This window comes from Kitasatospora sp. NPDC047058 (assembly GCF_040643935.1).
Classification (GTDB): domain Bacteria; phylum Actinomycetota; class Actinomycetes; order Streptomycetales; family Streptomycetaceae; genus Kitasatospora.
The window spans coordinates 1-17,927 of sequence record NZ_JBEYVJ010000084.1; the positions used below are offsets into that span (position 1 = coordinate 1).

15 protein-coding genes are annotated in these 17,927 nt (G+C 73.6%); all 15 read left to right on the forward strand.

Going from position 1 to position 17,927, the window contains the following annotated elements; translation table 11 throughout:
• Positions 1-138 precede the first annotated feature (138 nt).
• Positions 139-3,222 carry a lantibiotic dehydratase gene (locus ABZ885_RS15720; protein ID WP_360187998.1) on the forward strand — a complete coding sequence of 1,028 codons (3,084 nt, stop codon included), beginning with the start codon at positions 139-141 and terminating at the stop codon, positions 3,220-3,222.
• On the forward strand, positions 3,219-4,478 hold the full coding sequence (locus ABZ885_RS15725) for a lanthionine synthetase C family protein (protein ID WP_360188000.1): 1,260 nt from the start codon (positions 3,219-3,221) through the stop codon (positions 4,476-4,478). The genes ABZ885_RS15720 and ABZ885_RS15725 overlap by 4 nt, the downstream gene beginning before the upstream one ends.
• Before the next feature lie 18 nt (positions 4,479-4,496).
• Positions 4,497-6,599, forward strand: coding sequence for a methyltransferase, FxLD system (gene fxlM / locus ABZ885_RS15730; RefSeq protein WP_360188001.1), 2,103 nt, complete (start codon positions 4,497-4,499; stop codon positions 6,597-6,599).
• 5 nt (positions 6,600-6,604) lie between these two features.
• Entirely contained in the window at positions 6,605-7,759 is a 1,155-nt protein-coding gene (locus ABZ885_RS15735) for a hypothetical protein (RefSeq protein ID WP_360188003.1), read from the forward strand.
• A 164-nt stretch (positions 7,760-7,923) separates the two neighbouring features.
• Positions 7,924-9,300, forward strand: coding sequence for an NUDIX hydrolase (locus ABZ885_RS15740; RefSeq protein ID WP_360188004.1), 1,377 nt, complete (start codon positions 7,924-7,926; stop codon positions 9,298-9,300).
• Positions 9,297-9,794 (forward strand): NUDIX domain-containing protein, encoded by a 498-nt coding sequence (locus ABZ885_RS15745; protein ID WP_360188006.1) that lies wholly within the window; start codon positions 9,297-9,299, stop codon positions 9,792-9,794. Before ABZ885_RS15740 ends, ABZ885_RS15745 begins: the two co-directional genes overlap by 4 nt.
• A 35-nt stretch (positions 9,795-9,829) precedes the next feature.
• Positions 9,830-10,315, forward strand: a complete 486-nt coding sequence (locus ABZ885_RS15750) for an NUDIX domain-containing protein (protein WP_360188008.1) — start codon at positions 9,830-9,832, stop codon at positions 10,313-10,315.
• A 52-nt stretch (positions 10,316-10,367) separates the two neighbouring features.
• Positions 10,368-10,805 (forward strand): hypothetical protein, encoded by a 438-nt coding sequence (locus tag ABZ885_RS15755; protein WP_360188010.1) that lies wholly within the window; start codon positions 10,368-10,370, stop codon positions 10,803-10,805.
• A gap of 103 nt (positions 10,806-10,908) precedes the next feature.
• Complete coding sequence (locus tag ABZ885_RS15760; protein ID WP_360188011.1) at positions 10,909-11,943, forward strand: serine hydrolase domain-containing protein; 1,035 nt, start codon at positions 10,909-10,911, stop codon at positions 11,941-11,943.
• Positions 11,944-11,966: 23 nt separating this feature from the next.
• On the forward strand, positions 11,967-12,524 hold the full coding sequence (locus tag ABZ885_RS15765) for a class I SAM-dependent methyltransferase (RefSeq protein ID WP_360188012.1): 558 nt from the start codon (positions 11,967-11,969) through the stop codon (positions 12,522-12,524).
• Positions 12,525-12,537: 13 nt separating this feature from the next.
• A complete protein-coding gene (locus ABZ885_RS15770; RefSeq protein ID WP_360188014.1) occupies positions 12,538-13,014 on the forward strand; it encodes a GNAT family N-acetyltransferase in 477 nt (158 codons plus the stop codon).
• Entirely contained in the window at positions 13,011-15,056 is a 2,046-nt protein-coding gene (locus ABZ885_RS15775) for an ABC transporter ATP-binding protein (RefSeq protein ID WP_360188015.1), read from the forward strand. The genes ABZ885_RS15770 and ABZ885_RS15775 overlap by 4 nt, the downstream gene beginning before the upstream one ends.
• A 58-nt stretch (positions 15,057-15,114) precedes the next feature.
• Positions 15,115-15,915 (forward strand): hypothetical protein, encoded by an 801-nt coding sequence (locus ABZ885_RS15780; protein WP_360188017.1) that lies wholly within the window; start codon positions 15,115-15,117, stop codon positions 15,913-15,915.
• A gap of 141 nt (positions 15,916-16,056) precedes the next feature.
• A complete protein-coding gene (locus ABZ885_RS15785; RefSeq protein ID WP_360188019.1) occupies positions 16,057-17,112 on the forward strand; it encodes a hypothetical protein in 1,056 nt (351 codons plus the stop codon).
• 215 nt (positions 17,113-17,327) lie between these two features.
• Positions 17,328-17,918 carry a DUF5753 domain-containing protein gene (locus ABZ885_RS15790; protein WP_360188021.1) on the forward strand — a complete coding sequence of 197 codons (591 nt, stop codon included), beginning with the start codon at positions 17,328-17,330 and terminating at the stop codon, positions 17,916-17,918.
• Positions 17,919-17,927 lie beyond the last annotated feature (9 nt).

The following is a 17,927-nucleotide window of genomic DNA, read 5'->3' on the forward strand; positions in this document are numbered from 1 at the left end:
CATTCCTAACTTATCCACCTCCCCCCCCTCCACCCCCCCCCACAACTAAACACCCCCCCCGGGGCCACCGGGCTGTGCCCCGGTGGCACCGGCCACAACTCCCCTTCCGTTCCTCCGCTTTCAGGATCGAGGTCCCGCATGCGCCCGTCCGCTCCGACGGCCCCCTACCGCGCCGCAGGTGTGGCGCTGGTGCGCGCCGTCGCCCGCCCCGAGCCGGCGGTGCCCGCCTGGCCGGACCTCACCACCGCACCGGGACCTGAGTGGCTGGCGTGGCTGGGCGCGGTCTGGACTGACGAGGACTTCGCCGAGGCGATGGCCCTCGCCAGCCCCACCCTCGCGAGCCAGGTCGGGCAGTTGCTCGCCGACGACCGGGAGCCCGCGCCGCGGGATGTGCGGCGGGCGGTGCTGTCGACGGCCGGATACCTGCTGCGCGCCCAGGGCCGGGCGACCCCGTTCGGTTTCTTCGCCGGCGTCGAGACGGCTGCCCTGCTGGGGCCGGTCGCCGTCGTCCGGTTCGGCAAGGACCACCGCGTCCACGCCCGCGCCGCCGCCGGCTGGTTGGCTGATGTCATCAAGCAGCTGGAGGCGGTCCCGGCACTGCTGGAGCAGCTGGAGGTGACCGCCAACAACACCGCGCAGGTCCGCGGGGAGCGCCTGGTCGTCCCGCACCAGCCGGGGCCCGCCGGGAGCACGGCCGAGACCACACTGCGGCACACCCGCCCGGTCGCCTCCGCCCTGGCCGCAGCACACCGGCCGGTCCCCGTGCGGGACCTGGCCGCGCTGCTGAGCACCAAGTTCCGCGGCACGGCGCCCGGGCGAATCACAGCCTGCCTGTCCGAACTCGTCGCCTGCCGGGCCCTGCTCACTGTTCTGCACGCCCCGGCGACCGAACCCGACGCCCTCGGGCACCTCCTCGCGGTCCTGGAGCGGGTCGGCGCTGGCCGGCTGCCCGAGACCGCTGCCCTCACCGCCGACCTGCGCACCGCCCACAAGCTGATCACCGCCCACAACCAGGCGCCCAGCCGTCACGCCCGCGCGAGCGCCGCAGCCGCGGTCACCGCCGCCTGGCCCGCCGGACCGGCCGCCCGCGCACCGCTGGCGATCGACCTGCGCCTCGATGCCGACCTCGTTCTGCCCCAGCTGGTCGCCGACGAGGCCGAGCGGGCGGCTGGCCTGCTCGGCCGCCTCAGCGCGCTGCCGACCGGAACCGAAGCATGGCGGGCCTACCACCAGAAGTTCTACGAGCGGTACGGGCGGGGCGCGCTGGTGCCGCTGCTCGACGTGGTGGCCGACAGCGGGATCGGCTGGCCCGACGGCTACCCCGGCGCCCGCCCTGCCCGGGCCCCGCGGTTCGACGACCGCGACGAGATCCTGGCCGCGCTCGCCCAGCGGGCAGCCCTCGACGGCGAGCGGGAGACCGTCCTCGACCGGGCACTGCTGGACGCGCTCGACCTGTCGGCCGAGCGGCGGCAGCTTCCGCCGCACCTGGAGCTCGGCTTCCACCTCCTGGCCCGCACCGAGGACGCCCTGCAGGGCGGGGACTTCCGACTGGAGGTGCTCTCGGCCTCCCGCGCGGCCGGGGTCTCGGCCGGCCGCTTCCTCCACCTTCTCCAGCCGCAGCACCGCGACACCTTCACCCAGGTACTGTCCGCGCTGCCGGTCCAGGACGATCGCGCCGTCAGCGCCCAGCTGTCCTTCCCGCCGCTGGATCCAGCGAGCGGGCACGTGGCCCGCAGCGTCGCAACGGGCCAGCTGGTCGTCAGCTTCGGCGAACACCGCCCGGCCTCCGAGGGTGTGCTCGGGCCGCAGGACCTGGCGGTGGGCTGCGACGGGCGGCGGATGTACCTGGCGGCGCCCGCGTTCGGAGTGCGGATCGAGGCGGCTGCCACCCACGCGCTCAACCTGCGCGGCCACACCCCGCCGCTGGCCCGGCTCGTCACCGAACTGTCCCGCGGCCAGAACGCCCAGCTGACCGCCTTCTCCTGGGGAGCCCAGCGCTCGCTGCCGTTCCTTCCCCGCCTGCGCACCGGCCGCGCCATCCTCTCCCCGGCGACCTGGCGCCTGACCGCCGCCGAACTCCCCACCCGAAGCGCGGGGTTCACCCAGTGGGACGAGGCCCTGTCCTCCTGGCTGGTGCGACGCCGCGTGCCGCAGCACGTCACGCTGGCCGCCGACAGCCAGGGCCTGCCGCTCGACCTCGACCAAGTGGGCCACCGGGTCCTGCTCCGCTCCCACCTCGCCTCCCGCCCGCACGCCGTCCTGGTGGAGGCCCCGTCCCCGGCCGACCTCGGCTGGGCCGACGGGCGGGCCCACGAGGTCCTGATCCCCCTGACCGCGACCCGTACCCCCTTCTGGCCCCGACTGCCGCAGCCCACCCCCGCGCGGCTGGTGCGGCGCGGCCACGGCGACGCCCCCGGTGCCTCCCGCACGCTGCTGGCCGCGCTGTACGGCGACGTCGAGCGCCAAGACACCGTCCTTGTCCGGCACTTGCCCGACCTCCTGCAGCGCCTCGGGCGCCCGGCGTGGTGGTTCGTGCGGTTCCGTGACCCGCGCCCGCACCTGCGCCTGCGCATCGCCCTGCCCGACCCGGCCGCGTTCGGGCCCGCCGCCACCGTCATCAGCTGCTGGACGGCGGAGCTGCACCGGGCCGGGCTGCTGTCGGAGGTCGTGTACCCGACCTCCTACACCGAGCACGGCCGGTGGGGGCAGGGCCCCGCGTGGGCGGCGGCCGAGGACGTCTTCCGCACCGACTCCGCCGCCGCCCTGGCCCACCTCTCCCAGCCGCGACTGCCCGGAAGGCTCGCCCTGCTCGCCGCCCACGCGGTGGCCATCGCGCAAGGCTTCACCGGCTCCGCCCAAGCCGGGCTGCGCTGGCTCGTCGACAACATCCCCGCCAAGGCACCGGCCGCCGTTGCGCGACCGGACTTCGCCGAGGCCGTGCACCTGGCGGACCCCGAGGACGGCTTCGCCGCGCTGCGCGCCGAGCTCGGCGGAGCTGCGGTCGTCGCCGGCTGGGCCGGGCGTCACCAGGCGCTGGCCGCCTACAGCCGCCACTTCCCGGGTCAGGACACCGAAGGCGTCGACGTCGACGACGTGCTCGGCTCCCTGCTGCACTGCTCCTACGTCCGGACGGCCCGCATCGACTTCGACGACGAAGCCCAAGTCCTGTACCTGGCCCGCGCCGCAGCGCTGGCCCGGCTCTCCCGGAACGGTGACCAGTGACCCGCCCGCACCCCGCCCTCGCACTGTCCGACCGGATCGCCGGCCTGCTCGCCGACCCCGCCTCGGTGCCGTCCGCCTGGACGTCGCGCCCGCAGTGGGCCCAGTCCCTCGCCCAGGGCGCCCCTGGCATCGCGCTCCTGCACATCGAGCGTGCCGCCACCGGGCGGGGCCCCTGGGAGTACGCCGACGCCTGGCTCAAGGCCGCCGCCGCCGTTCCGGCCACCACCGGCGCCGACAGCTACCTCTACTACGGCGCTCCGGCGCTCACCCACGCCCTCTCCTGCGCGGCCCAGGCCCGGCCCGGCTCCTACCAGCGTGCCCTGGAGCGTCTCGACCAGGCGGTCGCCGCCGACGCGCTGCAGCGCTGCGAGTGGGCCCAGGCCCGGATCGAGCGGGGCGCCCTGCCGGAGCTGGCCGAGTTCGACACCATCCGCGGCCTCGCCGGCATCGGCTCCCTCCTCCTGCGCCGCGATCTTGACGGCGGACCGCTCCGCAAGGTCCTCACCGCTCTGGTGCACCTCACCGACGACGTCAAGCACAACGGCCAGGTGCTGCCCGGCTGGTGGACCCTCAGCGGCCCCTCCGGGCGGCCCGAGGCGCGGATGCCCGGCGGCCACGCCAACAACGGGCTCGCCCACGGCATCACCGGCCCCCTCGCCCTACTCGCCCTCGCCATGCTGCACGGCGTGGAAGTCGACGGCCAGCGCAGCGCGATCGTCAACATCCTCGCCTGGCTGGAGCGTTGGCGCGACCGCGACGCCTGGCCGTACTGGATCACCGCCGCACACCTCACCGGACCCGGCCGCAGGCCGCTCGCGCCGCAGCGTCCCAGCTGGTGCTACGGCACCGCCGGCGTCGCCCGCGCCCAGCAGCTCGCCGCCCTCGCCCTCGGCGACCAGCGGCTGCGCCACGACGCCGAGAGCACGCTCGCCACCGCCCTGCTGGACCCGCGCGCGCTCGCCGCGACCACCGACGTCTCCGCCTGCCACGGCTACGCCGGACTCGCCCACATCGCGCACCGCGCCGCCGCCGACGCCACCCCCGCAGGCGCCGCCCGGCTGCACTCCGCCACAGTCCTGCTCCTGGACACCACCCACCCGCCGCGCACCGACCCCGACGAACAGGCCCGCGCGCTGCTCGCCACCACCGGGCCCGACTTCCTCGAAGGCGCGGCCGGCACCGCGCTCGCCCTGCTCGCCCCCGCCACCGGCAGCCCCCCGGCCACCCGCTGGGACGCCTGCCTCCTGACCGCCTGACCCGAGGAGCGAATCACGATGGACCCCGCGTGGATCCAGCACGACCTCACCGCCGCCGACCCCGACACCGTCGAACAGGTCGCTGCGCACCACCTCGCCCCCGTGCTCGCCTTCGCCCAAGACGACGGGCAGTTGGACGGCTGGTGGTACATGCGCAAGCACGGCCTGCGGCTGCGCTACCGGGCCACCGGGCCCGTCGCCCTCGTCACGGCGCTCCTGGACAACCTTGCCGAGGAAGGCATCGTCGAGCGCTGGAGCCCCGCGCTCTACGAGCCCGAGACCGCAGCGTTCGGCGGCCCGGAGGCCATGGACGTCGCGCACCGCCTCTTCCACGCCGACAGCCGCCACCTGCTGGCCCGCGCCGCCCTGCCCGGCACGCCCGCGCTCGGCCGCACCGAAAGCGTCGTCGTCCTCGTCTCCGCGATGCTGCGGGCGGCCGGCCTCGACTGGTACGAACAGGGCGACGTCTGGGCGAAGTTCGCCCTCCAGCGCGACACCCCCGATCCGGTCGGTCCCGGCCGGGCCCGCGATCTCACCCGGGCCGCCCAGCACCTGATGCGCCTGGACACCCGGGCGCTGGCCCACGAAGGCCAACCACTGGCCGGCCAGGGTGGCTGGATCGACGCCTTCGAGAAGGCCGGACAGGACCTCGCCCGCCTCAACCGCGAGGGACGCCTCACCCGGGGACTGCGCGCCGTCCTCGCCCACCACCTGATCTTCCACGCCAACCGCGCCGGGCTCCCGCTCGACCACCAATCGGCACTGGCCGCACGGGCGTTGGACGCCGTCTTCCACTCCGACGAGGGCCCCGCGCCCTCGGACACCACCATCCGCACAACCACTAGGGTCACCCACATGACTACTCTCAGCGACAACGCCGCCACCGGCTCCGCCACCGACCCCGCGCGCGCCGCGCAGCTGCGCGACGAGCTCACCGACCGCCTGCTCGCCCGGAAGTCGATCACCAGCGACGCGGTGGAGAAGGCGTTCCGCTCCGTGCCGCGCGAGCACTTCCTGCCCGGCTTCCCCCTGGAGGCCGCGTACGCGGACAACCCGACCTACGTCAAGACCGACGGGTCGGGGACGCAGATCAGCGCCGCCTCCCAGCCCTCGGTGGTCGCCGTGATGCTGGAGCAACTCGACGCCCAGCCCGGCGAGAACATCTTCGAGGCCGGGGCGGGCACCGGCATCAACGCCGGCCTGGCCGCCACGATCGTCGGGCCCGAGGGGCATGTGAGCACCGTGGACGTGGACGACGACCTCGTCGACGGCTCCCGCGAGCACCTCGCCGCCGCGGGCATCACCAACGTCGAGGTGATCCTCGGCGACGGCGCGCTCGGCCACCCGGCCAGGGCCCCCTTCGACCGGGTGATCGCCACGGTCAGCACCGCCGAGATGCCCGCCGCCTGGGTGGAGCAGGTCAAGCCGACCGGGCGGATCGTCCTGCCGCTGCGACTGCGCGGCACCGCCAGCCGGGTCATCGCCTTCGAGCGGGGCGAGGGGGGCTGGTTGTCGGTCGACGACCAGCTCGCGGTGTTCATGCCGCTGCGCGGCAGCATGGACGACGCCCGCCGCACCGTCGACCTCAGCGGCACCGGCGACGTCACCCTCCAGGTCCACAAGGACCAGGACGAGGCGGTCGACGCCTCCCTCCTGACCGGCGTCCTCGACAGCGGACGCCACGAGGAATGGACCGGCGTCACCGTCGAGGCCGGGACCACCTACGAGTACCACGACCTGTGGCTGGCCCTCACCCTCCCCAACTCGATCATGCGGATGAGCGTGGCCGACACCGCCCGCGAGCGCGGCGTCACCCCGATGCTCGGCTGGGGCTCCATGGCCACCGTCCAGGACGGCTCCCTCGCCTACCTCACCCTGCGCCCGGGCGAGCCTACGGCCGAGGGCCGCAAGACCTACGAGACCGGCGTGGTCGGCCACGGCCCCGACGCCGCCGCCCTCGCCCACCTCGTCGCCCTCCAGGTCCGCGCCTGGGACGCCGGCTTCCGCGACCGCACCCTGCGCATCGCCCTGCCCGAGGCCCCGCCCGCTCCCGCCGACCCGGCCGCCGGCCACTTCGTCCTGGACCGCCCGGCCTATCCGATCACCGTCACCTGGAAGTAGTGCCCGTGCACCCGACCGGACCCATAGCCCGGCGCTTCCCGCTGGTCGCCCGGATCCGGCCCGCGTGCCACCCCCTGGAAACCCGTGTCGGCCAGCTCTGCGTGCTGGCCGACACGGCCTCCCGGCGGGCGGATGCGGGCCTGGCCTCCACCGTCTTCAACCAGTCCGCCCTCCTCGCCTCCGACCTCGGCCTGCCCGCCTACGCCCGCGAGCTGTGCCACCTCCACGCCCGCCTCTACCTGGGCGCCGGACCCCTCCCCGCGATGAGCGCCATCCGCGGCCTCGAACCCCTCGTCAACCTCACCCGCCTCCACATCCGCGCCGGCCGCCACGACCAAGGCCACCAGCACCTCCTTGACCTCTACCAAGCCGTCACCACCAGCACGAGCACCACGCTCGACGGCATCACCATCCCGGCCGCCCTCACCGAGACCGAACACCAGCGCGGCGAGGTGAAGGCGTGGCTGTGGCGGGTCGTGATCGCCGACGGAACCCGGGCACTGACCTCCGCAGGCCGCTGGAGCGAGGCCCTCGCCCACATCGAAGAGCACCGCGGCATCGGCCTGCGCATCATCGACGGCCGACAGACCGCGATCCTCGCCGCCGCCACCACCGGCGACCGGGACGGAGCGCTCGCCCTCCTGGAGACAACCGAGCCGGGCGAACCGTGGGAGAACGCCGTCACCGCAGCGCTGGGGGCGCTGTGCCGGCCCGGCGATCAGCGCGCCGCCGGGAAGGCGATCGACCACTGGCTCGCCCTCGACGGCGGCGAGGGTCTGGCCGTCTTCAGCACCCGGCTCGCGCTGACCGTCCTCGACGCCGCCGCCCCGGAGACGCCGGCGACCCGAAACCTTGTGGGGGAGCTGGTCCGCCGAACGAGTGAATCCGGCGACGGCTACGCGACCCGGGACCTCCTCGCCCACCCCGGCATCCGGCCCCGCCTCGACGCCGGCACTGCGGCCTCGCTCGAACGCTCGCTCGCCGCCTGCGCGCTGGACTCAGGCGTCCTGGGCGCCGCCCTCCGAGGCCGACTGGACGACGCCTTGGAGCGAGCCCGGAAGGTGCTCGAAAACGACCCGTTCGACCGGGGCTCGCCCGGAGGCAATCCGCTTGAACACGGCCCTCGAACAGCACCATCATCGGACGCTTCCAGCCCGTGACCTGTTCGACAACTCGACTTCTCAATAGTCGAGTTGGCGATTCCGTATGTGCCGAACCGGCGCTTCGCGCGCCCGCGGGGCCGACCTGCGCCCGAAGGGCCCGCGGCGTGTCCCGGGCCCGAACAGCGGGCCGCGCCCGCCCGAGAGATCAAGGAGTCCAACCAATGATCGACTTCGGTGAACTGACCGCACTGGCCGCCCGCGAGGGCAGGGAGCGGATCGGCGTCGGGGTGGTGGTCCGCGACGCATCGGGCCGGATCCTGTTGCTCCGCCGCACCCCGCACGACTCCCTCCCCGGACTCTGGGAGTATCCGGGCGGCGCCCGGGAGGCAGGCGAGGACGTCGAGAAGGGCGCGGCCCGGGAGCTGGCCGAGGAGACCGGGCTCGCCGGCCTGCCGCTGGAGTACGTGCACCACCTCGACTTCACCAACCAGTCCGGGCGGCAGGTGCGGCAATTCGTCTTCACCACCGTCGCCCCCGACGGCACCCCGGTGGTCCTCTCCCCAGACCACGACGCCCACCTGTGGGCGGACGTGGACGCCCTGCCGACCACCAGCGAGGGTCAGCGGGAGGTGATCGAGTGGCTCGTCCGCCGCCTGGCGATCCCCGGCTGGCGACCGGTCGGCGGCTACATCACCACCATCGCCCGGCCCACGGCCTACGGCAGCTTCCTGGTCACCGACCCACAGGGCCGCATCCTCGGCATGCGCTCGACCATCAACCCGGAGGTGTGGAACTTCCCCGGCGGCAACGTCGAGCACGGCGCGACCCCCTTCAGCACCGCTCTGATCGAAGCCGTAGAGGAGCTGGGCCTCGATCTCGCAGCCGAAAACCCGGAGGTCATCGCCCAGCGGCGCCTGGTCGCCGTCATCCACGAGCAGGCCGGCACCTCCTACCCGGTACCGGTCTGCGGCTACGTCTTCGACGGCGGCATCCTCACCCCCGAGCAGCAGGAGAGGATCCGCCTCGATCCGACCGAGCACACCGAGTGGCGCTTCGAGAGCGCCCACGACTGGCGCTCGCTCATGGACCCACCCCGCTACCAGCGGCTCCTGCAGGTGCTGCGCGCCCACCGCAGCGGCACCCCGCTCTACGTGGAGCGCCCCGCTCCACCGGCCGACGACTTCGAGGGCGTCCTGGTCCTGGTCACCGACGCCCGGGGCCGGCTGCTGATGCATCACCGCGATCAGGCCCAGGGCATCGCCTGGCCGGGTCACTGGACACCGATCGGCGGCTGGCGCGAAGGCCGGGAGACGGACGAGGAGACCGCGACGCGCGAGGTCTGGGAGGAGGCCGGGATCACCGTCACCGGCCTGCGGCCGGTACCCGGCCCGCAGCACGACCTCGTGCACCCGCTCACCCGTGTCTTGCACGGCGTCTGGGACGGCCCCGAGAGCGACCTGCGGCTCGGCGACGAGGGCCTGGCTGTGCGCATGGTCCCCCTCGACGAGGTACCGCTGCTCAAGGTCCCGCCCTACATGCAGCACTACCTCGCGCTGCTCGCCGCCGCGGCCGACCGGACCGCCGGGGGGACCGCGTGAACCCGCCCGATCACGACGGCAGCCCCGCCGCCGCGCTCCCGGCAGCCGGAGCGGATCCGATCACCCTGGTCGTCGGTGTCCACCTTGTCCTGACCGGAACCGGCGGCGTGCTGCTCGGCCGGCGCCGCAACACTACCTACGCGAACGGTCAGTGGCACCTGCCGGCCGGGCACATGCAAGCCGGCGAGACGGTGACCGGCTCGATGTGCCGCGAAGCCGACGAGGAACTGGGCATCAGCGTGCGTGAGGAGGACCTTGTCCTCGTCCACACCCTGCACCACCTCGACCCGGACGACGGCCGCAGCCGTCTCCAGCTGTTCTTCCGCCCCACCCGCTACGACGGCCACCTGCGCAACGCGGAGCCGCACAAGTGCCAGGACCTGCGCTGGTGGCCGCTCGATGTGCTCCCGGCACAGACCGTCCCGTACACCGCGCACGCCCTGGCTCAGATCAGCGCGGGCCGGGCACTGTCCGTCGTCGGCTGGACCGCGTGAACACCCTTTCTATCTCTACCCGTTGGAGTACCGACATGCAGTCCCTGCGCCAGGCCGTCGCCGTCATCGTCCACAACAAGGAGGCGGGCCAGGTCGCCTGCGTCCATTACGCCAACGACAGCTGGTCCACGGTGCCAGCCTGGACCGTTCCCGGAGGGAAGGTCGAGGAGGGCGAGCGCCTGGACGAGGCCGCCGCCCGGGAACTGCTGGAGGAGTCCGGGCTCACTGTCGCGCCGAAGGACCTGCGGCTGGTCCACACCATCCAGGTAAAGGCCGGCTGGGACGGCCAGGGGCCGTTCCTGCTCTCGGTGTTCGCGGCAACCTCGTGGCGGGGCGAGCTGACGAACACCGAGCCGGACAAGCACCTCGCCGTGGTGTGGGTCGACACGGCTGAGCTTCCCACCCCGATGTTCCCCACCTCGCACGCTGCCCTCACCGCCTACCTCACCGGCGACGAGCGGGGCTTCTCCACCTACGGCTGGGGTGCCTCAGAGGACCTGCGCGCCCTGGTCGGGGCCTGATGTCAGGCCGTCACCGCCGCCCGCTCGCCCGCGCCACCGAGCGGGTGGTGCCATGAGCACCTGGTTCCTCAACTGGGCCCAGGGCGCCTGGTGGTGGCGCCCGCTGGCCTGCACAGTGGCTGCCGCTCTGGTCGCCACTGCCGTCCGCTCCGCGACCCTGCGCGGCGGGCGGGCGCTCGCCGAGTACACCGGCAGCCCCGGCCTTCAGCCGGTGTGGACGCTCCTGCTCCAGGTGCTGCTGCTGGCCGCCCTCGGGACGTGGCTCGTGCGGCGACAGGGAGTCGCCGCCTGGGCCTTCCTCGTGGCGGTGGCCGGCTGGGTCACGCTCGCGTTACTTGGCCAGCACCGCCTGTCCTACCTGGTGCTTGCCGCCGCCGTCCTGCTGCTCTGCCGGCGCCAAGGCGCCCGGCTGCCCGCGCTGCTCGGCATCTGCACCGCGTCCTGGGTGTGCGCCGACGCCACCGCCATCGTCTCGGGGCACCCGTGGTGACCGCGGGCGCCCGGCCCGCCCCAGGACGCCGACGCGCACCCGATAGCGGTCACCCGCCAGATCACCTACGACCTGCCGCCAACCCCATTGACCTGGAGCACCGTTGACCCTCAGTACCCGCCCCTGGGGCCCGGAGCAGCTCGCGGCCCTGCGTGAGCACTTGGACCTTGTCGTCGGTGCCGGCGCCGTCCCCGGCGGCGTGATCGCCTACGGCACCGCCGGTGCCGAGCCCGCCTTCCTGACGTCCGGTGTAGTCGCCCCGGAGTGCGGCGAGGAGCGGCCCGGCCCTCACACCCGCTACGACCTGGCCTCGCTGACGAAGGTGCTGTCGGTGTGGCCGTTGGTTGGCTTGGCCCGGGCCGCCAACCAGTTCTACCTGAGCACCCCGATCGCCGACCTGCTGCCAGACGTCCCGGCCGACGCACCTGGCGCTCACGTGACGGTCGGCCAGATCCTCACCCACACTTCCGGCCTGATTCCCGCCACCCGCCTCGACCGCTACCGCGGCCGGCCGGAGCCGCTGGCCCGGCTGATCTGCGAGGAGCCTCTTGCGGGCACGCCTGGAGTCGAACACCGCTACGTGAACAGGGGGTTCATCCTGCTCGGACTCGCGCTCGCCCAGCTCCACGACCGGCCGCTGGAGGAACTCGCCGCCGAGATGTGGGCGGAGCTGGGGATGACCGGCACCGCGTACGGGCCGCTCGCCCGCTGTGCGACGGTCGCCCCCACCGAGCGGCGGCTGGCCGGTGCTCCCCGGCTGTGGGGGATCCCGCACGACGACAACGCGGCCCTGCTCGGCGGGGTGGCCGGCCACGCCGGAGTATTCGGTACCGCCGCCGACCTGGCGTTCTTCGCAGACCGGCTCCTCGACCCCGACGGCGTGCTGGGGAACTGGCTGGCCGTCAGCGCCCGGTCTCGGGCCCGGATCGAGCCCGGCTTCGGACGCGGCCTGGCGTGGATCGTCAGCGACGACGGCAGCGCCGTGTATCACCACGGTTTCACCGGCACGAGCCTCTATCTCGCCCCGGACACCGGCCGCTACCTGGCCCTGTGCACCAACGCCGTCTACCACCACCAGGACAACCGGACGGCCCTTGCCCCGCTCCGGGCCCACGCGCTGAAAGAGATCACGAACTAGCCCGCCGACCGAAGGGAACCGCGGTGTCCGCCGCCGACCGCTGGAACAACCACTACGCGCAGGGGAAGGGATTTCGGCCGGTCTCGGAGCAGGAGGTCGCTCTGCTCGCCGGGCACCTGGGCCCGGGGGCCGGGGGCCGGGCGCTCGACCTGGGCTGCGGCACCGGCGAGTACGCCGCAGCCCTCCACAGCCTGGGCTTCACCACCACCGGCGCCGACTTCTCCGAGGTCGCCGTCACCACCGCCCAGGACCGTCACCAGGGCCGCGACGGCCTCGACTTCCAGCCCCTGGACATCGACCGCGGCGGCCTGACCCTGCTCCCGGCCGCCGGATACGACCTGATCACCTTCCGTCTGGTCCTGCCCTTCGTCGACCTCGTGCCGACCATCGCCTGCGCCCGTCACCTCCTCGCCCCCGGCGGCCGGCTGCTCGTCACCACCCCGCTCGCCGCACGCCAGCACACCGGCCGGGAGTCCGTCGGCCTGCGCACCGCCGACCTCGACCTCCTGCGCTCCTTCGAGTGGTCCGCCGTGACCGAGTACCCGCTCGACGACCTCATCTGCCTCGCCCTGACCGCCTGACGAAAGGCAACCGTTGACCCTCCCTATCGCACGCCCCGCCTGTCCCGGCGACTCCGCCGAACTCCTGCGCCTGCGCGCCCAGCTCCACTCCGGCCCCGACACCCCCGAGCCGTGGCACGTCACCTTTCTCACCGAGATGCGCGAGCGCCTGAACACCGACCCGGGCCTGCTCGCCTACGTCACCGACGCCGGCGGCGGCACCCTGGCAGCCTGCGCCATCGGCATGCTCTACCGCGCCTACGACGGCCCGATCTACACCGGCGGCCTCTGGGGCAGGGTTCACTCCGTCGTCACCGACCTCGCCCACCGCCGCCAGGGCCACGGCGAGGCCGTCACCCGCGCCCTGATCCTGGCGCTGCAGCAGGCCGGGTGCGCCTCGGTCGAACTGAACGCCACCGACGAGGGCCTGCCCCTGTACGAGAAGCTGGGCTTCGCTCCGGCCGACCACTACCTGACGCTGCGCCAGCCCCTCGGCGGAGGTGCGGCGTGAAGCTGCGAGGCAACCAGGCGGCCCCCGAGGAGGACGGGCCATCCCCCAGCGAGCGACTGCTGTTCGGTGGCCGGATGCGCTACGACATGGGCTGGGCCCGCCACGAGGCAGCCGGAGCCACCACCGGCCTCCTCGCGGTGGCCCGCCAGGTCCCCGGGATGCTGCGCCTGTCCTGGCGGCTCGCCGTCCGTGCCGACCGCCCTGCCCTCACTGCGGTGGTGGCCGCCGAGATCGGGCGGGCGGTGGCCGCCGCCGTCGCGCTGGTCGCCGTCAACTCCGCCCTGGGCATCCTGTTCGCCGCCGCCGGTGACACCGGTCATACGCTGCGCGCGGTGCTGCCCGCACTGCTGGCAGCCGGGGCCGCCACCGGAGCAGGTGCTCTGCTGGCCGCTCTCTCCGACTGGGCGGAAGGGCGGATGACGCCGCGGATCGAGCGGACCGTCACCCTCACCCTGCTGGAGCGCGCCTCCCAGGTCGAACTCGCCGCCCTGGAGGACTCCGACTTCAACCGCCTGCTGGAGAGCGCCCGCTTCGGGATCAACTCGGTGGGCCGGATGACCAGCGAGAGCGTGCGGATCCTCAGCACCACCCTCTCGATGGCGGCCACCGGCGGCGTGCTGCTGTCCCTCTCCCCATGGCTCCTGCCGCTGCTCTTGCTGATCGCAGCTCCAAGGGCCTGGGGATCTGTGGTCACCGCCCGTCGGCGCCGCCGCTCGGTGATGGCCTGGCTCCAGCACCTGCGGGCCTCCTCCCTGATCGCCCAGCTCCTCACCCAGACCTACACCGCCGCCGAGATCCGGGTGCACGCCGTCGGCACCTTCCTCTTGGGCCACTTCCGGCACATGGCCCTGGCCTCCGAGACCGAGCAGGCCCGCCTCGCGTCCGCCGCAGCCCGCACCAGCATCGCCGCCTCAACCGCCGCCGGCCTCGCCGCCGCAGGCACCTTCGCCGTCCTCGGCGCCCTGGTCAGCACCGGAAACCTCACCCTCGCCGCGGCAGGCACCGTCGTCGTCGCGGTCCGCACCGGCGCCGCCAACATCGGCGCGCTGCTGGGCAGCGTGAACAGCCTCTTCGAGGAGGCCCTCTACGTCGGCGACCTGCAGAAACTGGACACCGAGGGGGCTGCCCTCGCCATCCCCGCTGGCGGCCTCGACCTGCCCGAGAACCCAGCCGTCATCCAGGTCGAGGACGTCAGCTTCACCTACCCCGGGCGCACCACTCCCACCCTGGACAAGGTCAGCCTCACCATCCCGGCGGGCAAGATCGTCGCCTTGGTCGGGGAGAACGGCGCCGGCAAGTCCACCGTCTCGAAGGTGCTCTGCGGGCTCTACCAGCCGGACAGCGGAACTGTCCGATGGGACGGCGTGGACACCGCCACCGCCAACAGGGCCCAGCAGTTCGCCTCGACCGTGCTGCTCCCGCAGGACGCCTTCCACTGGCCGCTGACACTGCGGGCGATCGTCACCGCCGGCCGCCCCGGCCACCACGACGACGAGCAATCCCTCTCTGCCGCAGCCGAGTTCGCGGGGATCGAGAAACTGATCGCCGACCAGGAACGGGGCTGGGACACGCTCGCCGCGAAAGGATTCGAAGGCGGGGTGGAGTTCTCGGGCGGCCAGCGGCAGAAGATCACTACTGCCCGGACCCACCTCCGGGCGGCCACCGCCGGCCCGGACGGCCGCAGGCCCGTCCTCGTCATCGCGGACGAGCCGACCTCCGCCCTCGACCCGGCGAGCGAAGTGCGGGCCTTCGACAACCTGCGCCGCCTGACCGACCAGGGCCTGACGGTCGTCCTGGTGACCCACCGGCTGGCGGCCACGGCCGCCGCCGATCTGATCTACGTCCTCCACGAGGGGCGCGTGGCCGAGCACGGCAGCCACGCCGAACTCATGGCCCAGGAGCCAGCCACCCGATACCGGACGAACTACCTGCTGCAGGCGGCCCAGTACGTCCCGGAGCAGGGGGCGGCCGGCCTCGCCGACCAGCAGCCCGCACTCCCCAGTCAGACACCCCGCGACCCGGACCCCGCCGCCCAGCACTGAGCGCGGACGACGCCCCCGCGCCCGAGTCCCGGGCCCACCTCACACACCCAGGAGCGACATGACCGAACTTCCCGGCAAGGACCATCTCACGGTCGAGCTGACCTCCACCGCCACGGTGGAGATCGCCATCGCCACCCACAGCGGCAGCGCCCCCGCCAAGGGCGAGGAGGCGCGGCCCAGCGACCGCGAAACCCTGCTCAACTGCGACGCAGCGGCGGTACACACCGTCCCGCACACCGGCATCGTCGGCGTCGGCCTGGTGGACGGCATCGGCCACAGCGACGACCTCGCCGACTACGCCAAGATCGCCGCCGAGGTCATGGCCCGCGTCGGCTCGCGCACCACCGCGAGCCTCGGACTGCTGAACGCCAGCTCCCTCAACAACACCGCCCCGCCCGGAACCCGCATCGTGATCGACGGCGTCGGCATGTGCGCGGTCGTCCTCCCCGACGGCCAGACCGGGATCTCCGGCACCGGCGACTGCCGCGCTCACGGCTGGCACCCCGACCGCGGCCTGCGCTCTCTCACCGACGACCAGACCATGGGCGCCTACCTGCGCAGCACCGGCATCGACCCCGACTTCTCGCAGCCCTTCGACGCCTGGCCCCAGACCAGCCTCGGCCGCTGCACCCCCAGCAGCATCGCCCGCGTCCAGGTCGACGACCCGCTGGTGCTCCTGAGCACCGACGGCGTCCACGACCGCCTCACCCCCGACACCATCGCCGCCCTCGTCACCAAGCACGCCGGCGACCTGCGCGCCCTCGCCACCGCCCTGGTCACCCCGGACGAGCCCGCCCTCGGCCAGGAGATCGACGACGCCACCGTCATCATCCTGCGCCACCTGACCGCCACCCCCTGACCCCCTCGGGGCCGTGCCCGTCTCCCCGGGCGCGGCCCCGGCCTCTCCGACCGTTCGGAGCGCCTGCTCGTGCGCCCGCCACGAACGACGGCCGGATGCCCACCGAGCAACTTCCAACTGTCCTACCTTTATGGAGGGTTCATGCGTTTCGGCACCTACAACCTGTTTAACCTGGGGCAGTTGGCCTCGCGCGAGGAACGGGAGCGCTACGACCTGCTCGTGCAGGTGATCCGCGGCCTGGACGCCGACGTCCTCGCCGTCCAGGAGATCATCGGCAAGGATCCCGAGGAGGCCGCAGGGGTCCTGCGCCGTCTCGCCGACGACACCGGCATGGTTTGCGAGGCGACCCGCGCATCCAGCACGGACCCCGAGCCCGCGCTGGGCAGCAGCCTTCACCAGTTCCACGTCGGGCTGCTCTGGCGGCCGGGCGTCGACCCCGTGCCTGGCACCCTGGGGACCTGCGCCGGCGGGGTGGACTTCTGGCACGCCATGACCACCGCGGTCTTCGACACCGGAACCGGGGCGGCCGGGCGCATCCGGCTCGGCTCCTACCACGCGGACCCGTTCCGGCCCTCGCAGCGGCTGAGCGAGGCGTACCGGGTGCTGAGCGCCTTCCAGGACGGGCTCCCCGGCGGGATCGGCGCCGACTGGAACGAGATCAGCTCCGACCGCCGGCCGACGGGCGCCTACTTCGACCCAGACACCCTGCCGGGACAGAACCACCGCAAGGTCCGCTACCAGGCCCGCTTCGACCCCGCCAACCCGACCGCCCCGGCCGTCTCCGACCGCTCCGCGACCACCCTGTTGCTCCAGGAGCCCGGTGGCCTCGTGGACACCGCGGCCGTGGCCGACGTGCCGTGGCTGCCCACCACCGGCCACTGGCTGACCGACGGCCGCCGCGCCGAGAGCTTCGGGCCGCGCCGCATCGACACCCTGCGCATCACCAGCGACCTGGCCCCCGCCGTCCGGGCGCACACCACCCACGGCGGGCCCCTCGGCGCCAAGCTCGCCGATGTCGTCCACCGGCATGTCGCCGACGGCCGCGGCTCGATCTCCGAGAAGGCGTCCGCGGTGATCGCCGAGCACGTGGCCACCAGCACGCTGTCGGCGGCCGAGCGGGCCAGCGACCATCTGCCCGTCACCACCGACCTCGACCTCGCAGCCGCTCCGACCACCGGAGCCACGCCCGGCCGATGAGCCGACGGACACGGTCGGCCATGGAAGTACCGCCGCCTGGGCACCATTTCCCATGGCCACCGGCCGAGGGCCCACGCCGTCGGCCGGCCCGTACCAGCGTCGCCGCAGTCGTTCCGGTCCCGTCACTCTGCCGGAACCCTGGCCACCTACCAACTTACGGAGGCACCATGCCCGCACCCGGCAGCCCCGACCTGACGCCCACTCACTCGGTTCCCGTGTCCGCTCCCGACTGGCAGGGCCTGTTGCGGCAGGGCACCGGTCCGATCCAGGCCGAGTTCCGGCGGCTCGTCGAAGAGACCACGCACTATCACGGGTTCAGCCCCGACCTCGTCTGGGGCAACCTGCAGACCCGCGCATACGCCAGGGAGGTCCTGCGGCTGGTCGCCGACCTGCACGACATCCCCCGCGACATCGACGCCGGAGCCGCCGAGCGCGTCGCGCGTGCCCAGTACCTCGGGCAGGGCGGACGTACCTACCACGTCCTGCTGGGCGAGCAGGCCCTGCTCACCGGTATCGGAGGCCCGGCCGTGATGCGGCCCCAGCTCACCCACCTCCTGGAGGCGATGTCCCTGCCCGGCCTCACCCTCGGCATCGTCCCCGCCCGCGCCCGGCTCCTCGTGTACCCGGGTGACGGCTTCGGGATCTTCGACGGCGCCCGGGTCGAGGTCGAGGGCTACCGCGGCGGCGAGACGATCACCGACGACCGCGTCCCGATCTTCCAGCGAGCCTTCGACCGGCTCAAGCAGTCCGCCGTGTACTTCGACGACGCCCGCGCCATCATCACCACCGCCCTGCAGAACACCTGACCGCCCCAT

Excerpts from the sequence above, each read along its gene's own strand:
- ABZ885_RS15720 (WP_360187998.1), top strand. The coding sequence starts at position 139 with ATGCGCCCGTCCGCTCCGACGGCCCCCTACCGCGCCGCAGGTGTGGCG.
- fxlM (WP_360188001.1), top strand. The coding sequence starts at position 4,497 with ATGGACCCCGCGTGGATCCAGCACGACCTCACCGCCGCCGACCCCGAC.
- ABZ885_RS15740 (WP_360188004.1), top strand. The coding sequence starts at position 7,924 with ATGATCGACTTCGGTGAACTGACCGCACTGGCCGCCCGCGAGGGCAGG.
- ABZ885_RS15750 (WP_360188008.1), top strand. The coding sequence starts at position 9,830 with ATGCAGTCCCTGCGCCAGGCCGTCGCCGTCATCGTCCACAACAAGGAG.
- ABZ885_RS15755 (WP_360188010.1), top strand. The coding sequence starts at position 10,368 with ATGAGCACCTGGTTCCTCAACTGGGCCCAGGGCGCCTGGTGGTGGCGC.
- ABZ885_RS15780 (WP_360188017.1), top strand. The coding sequence starts at position 15,115 with ATGACCGAACTTCCCGGCAAGGACCATCTCACGGTCGAGCTGACCTCC.
- ABZ885_RS15785 (WP_360188019.1), top strand. The coding sequence starts at position 16,057 with ATGCGTTTCGGCACCTACAACCTGTTTAACCTGGGGCAGTTGGCCTCG.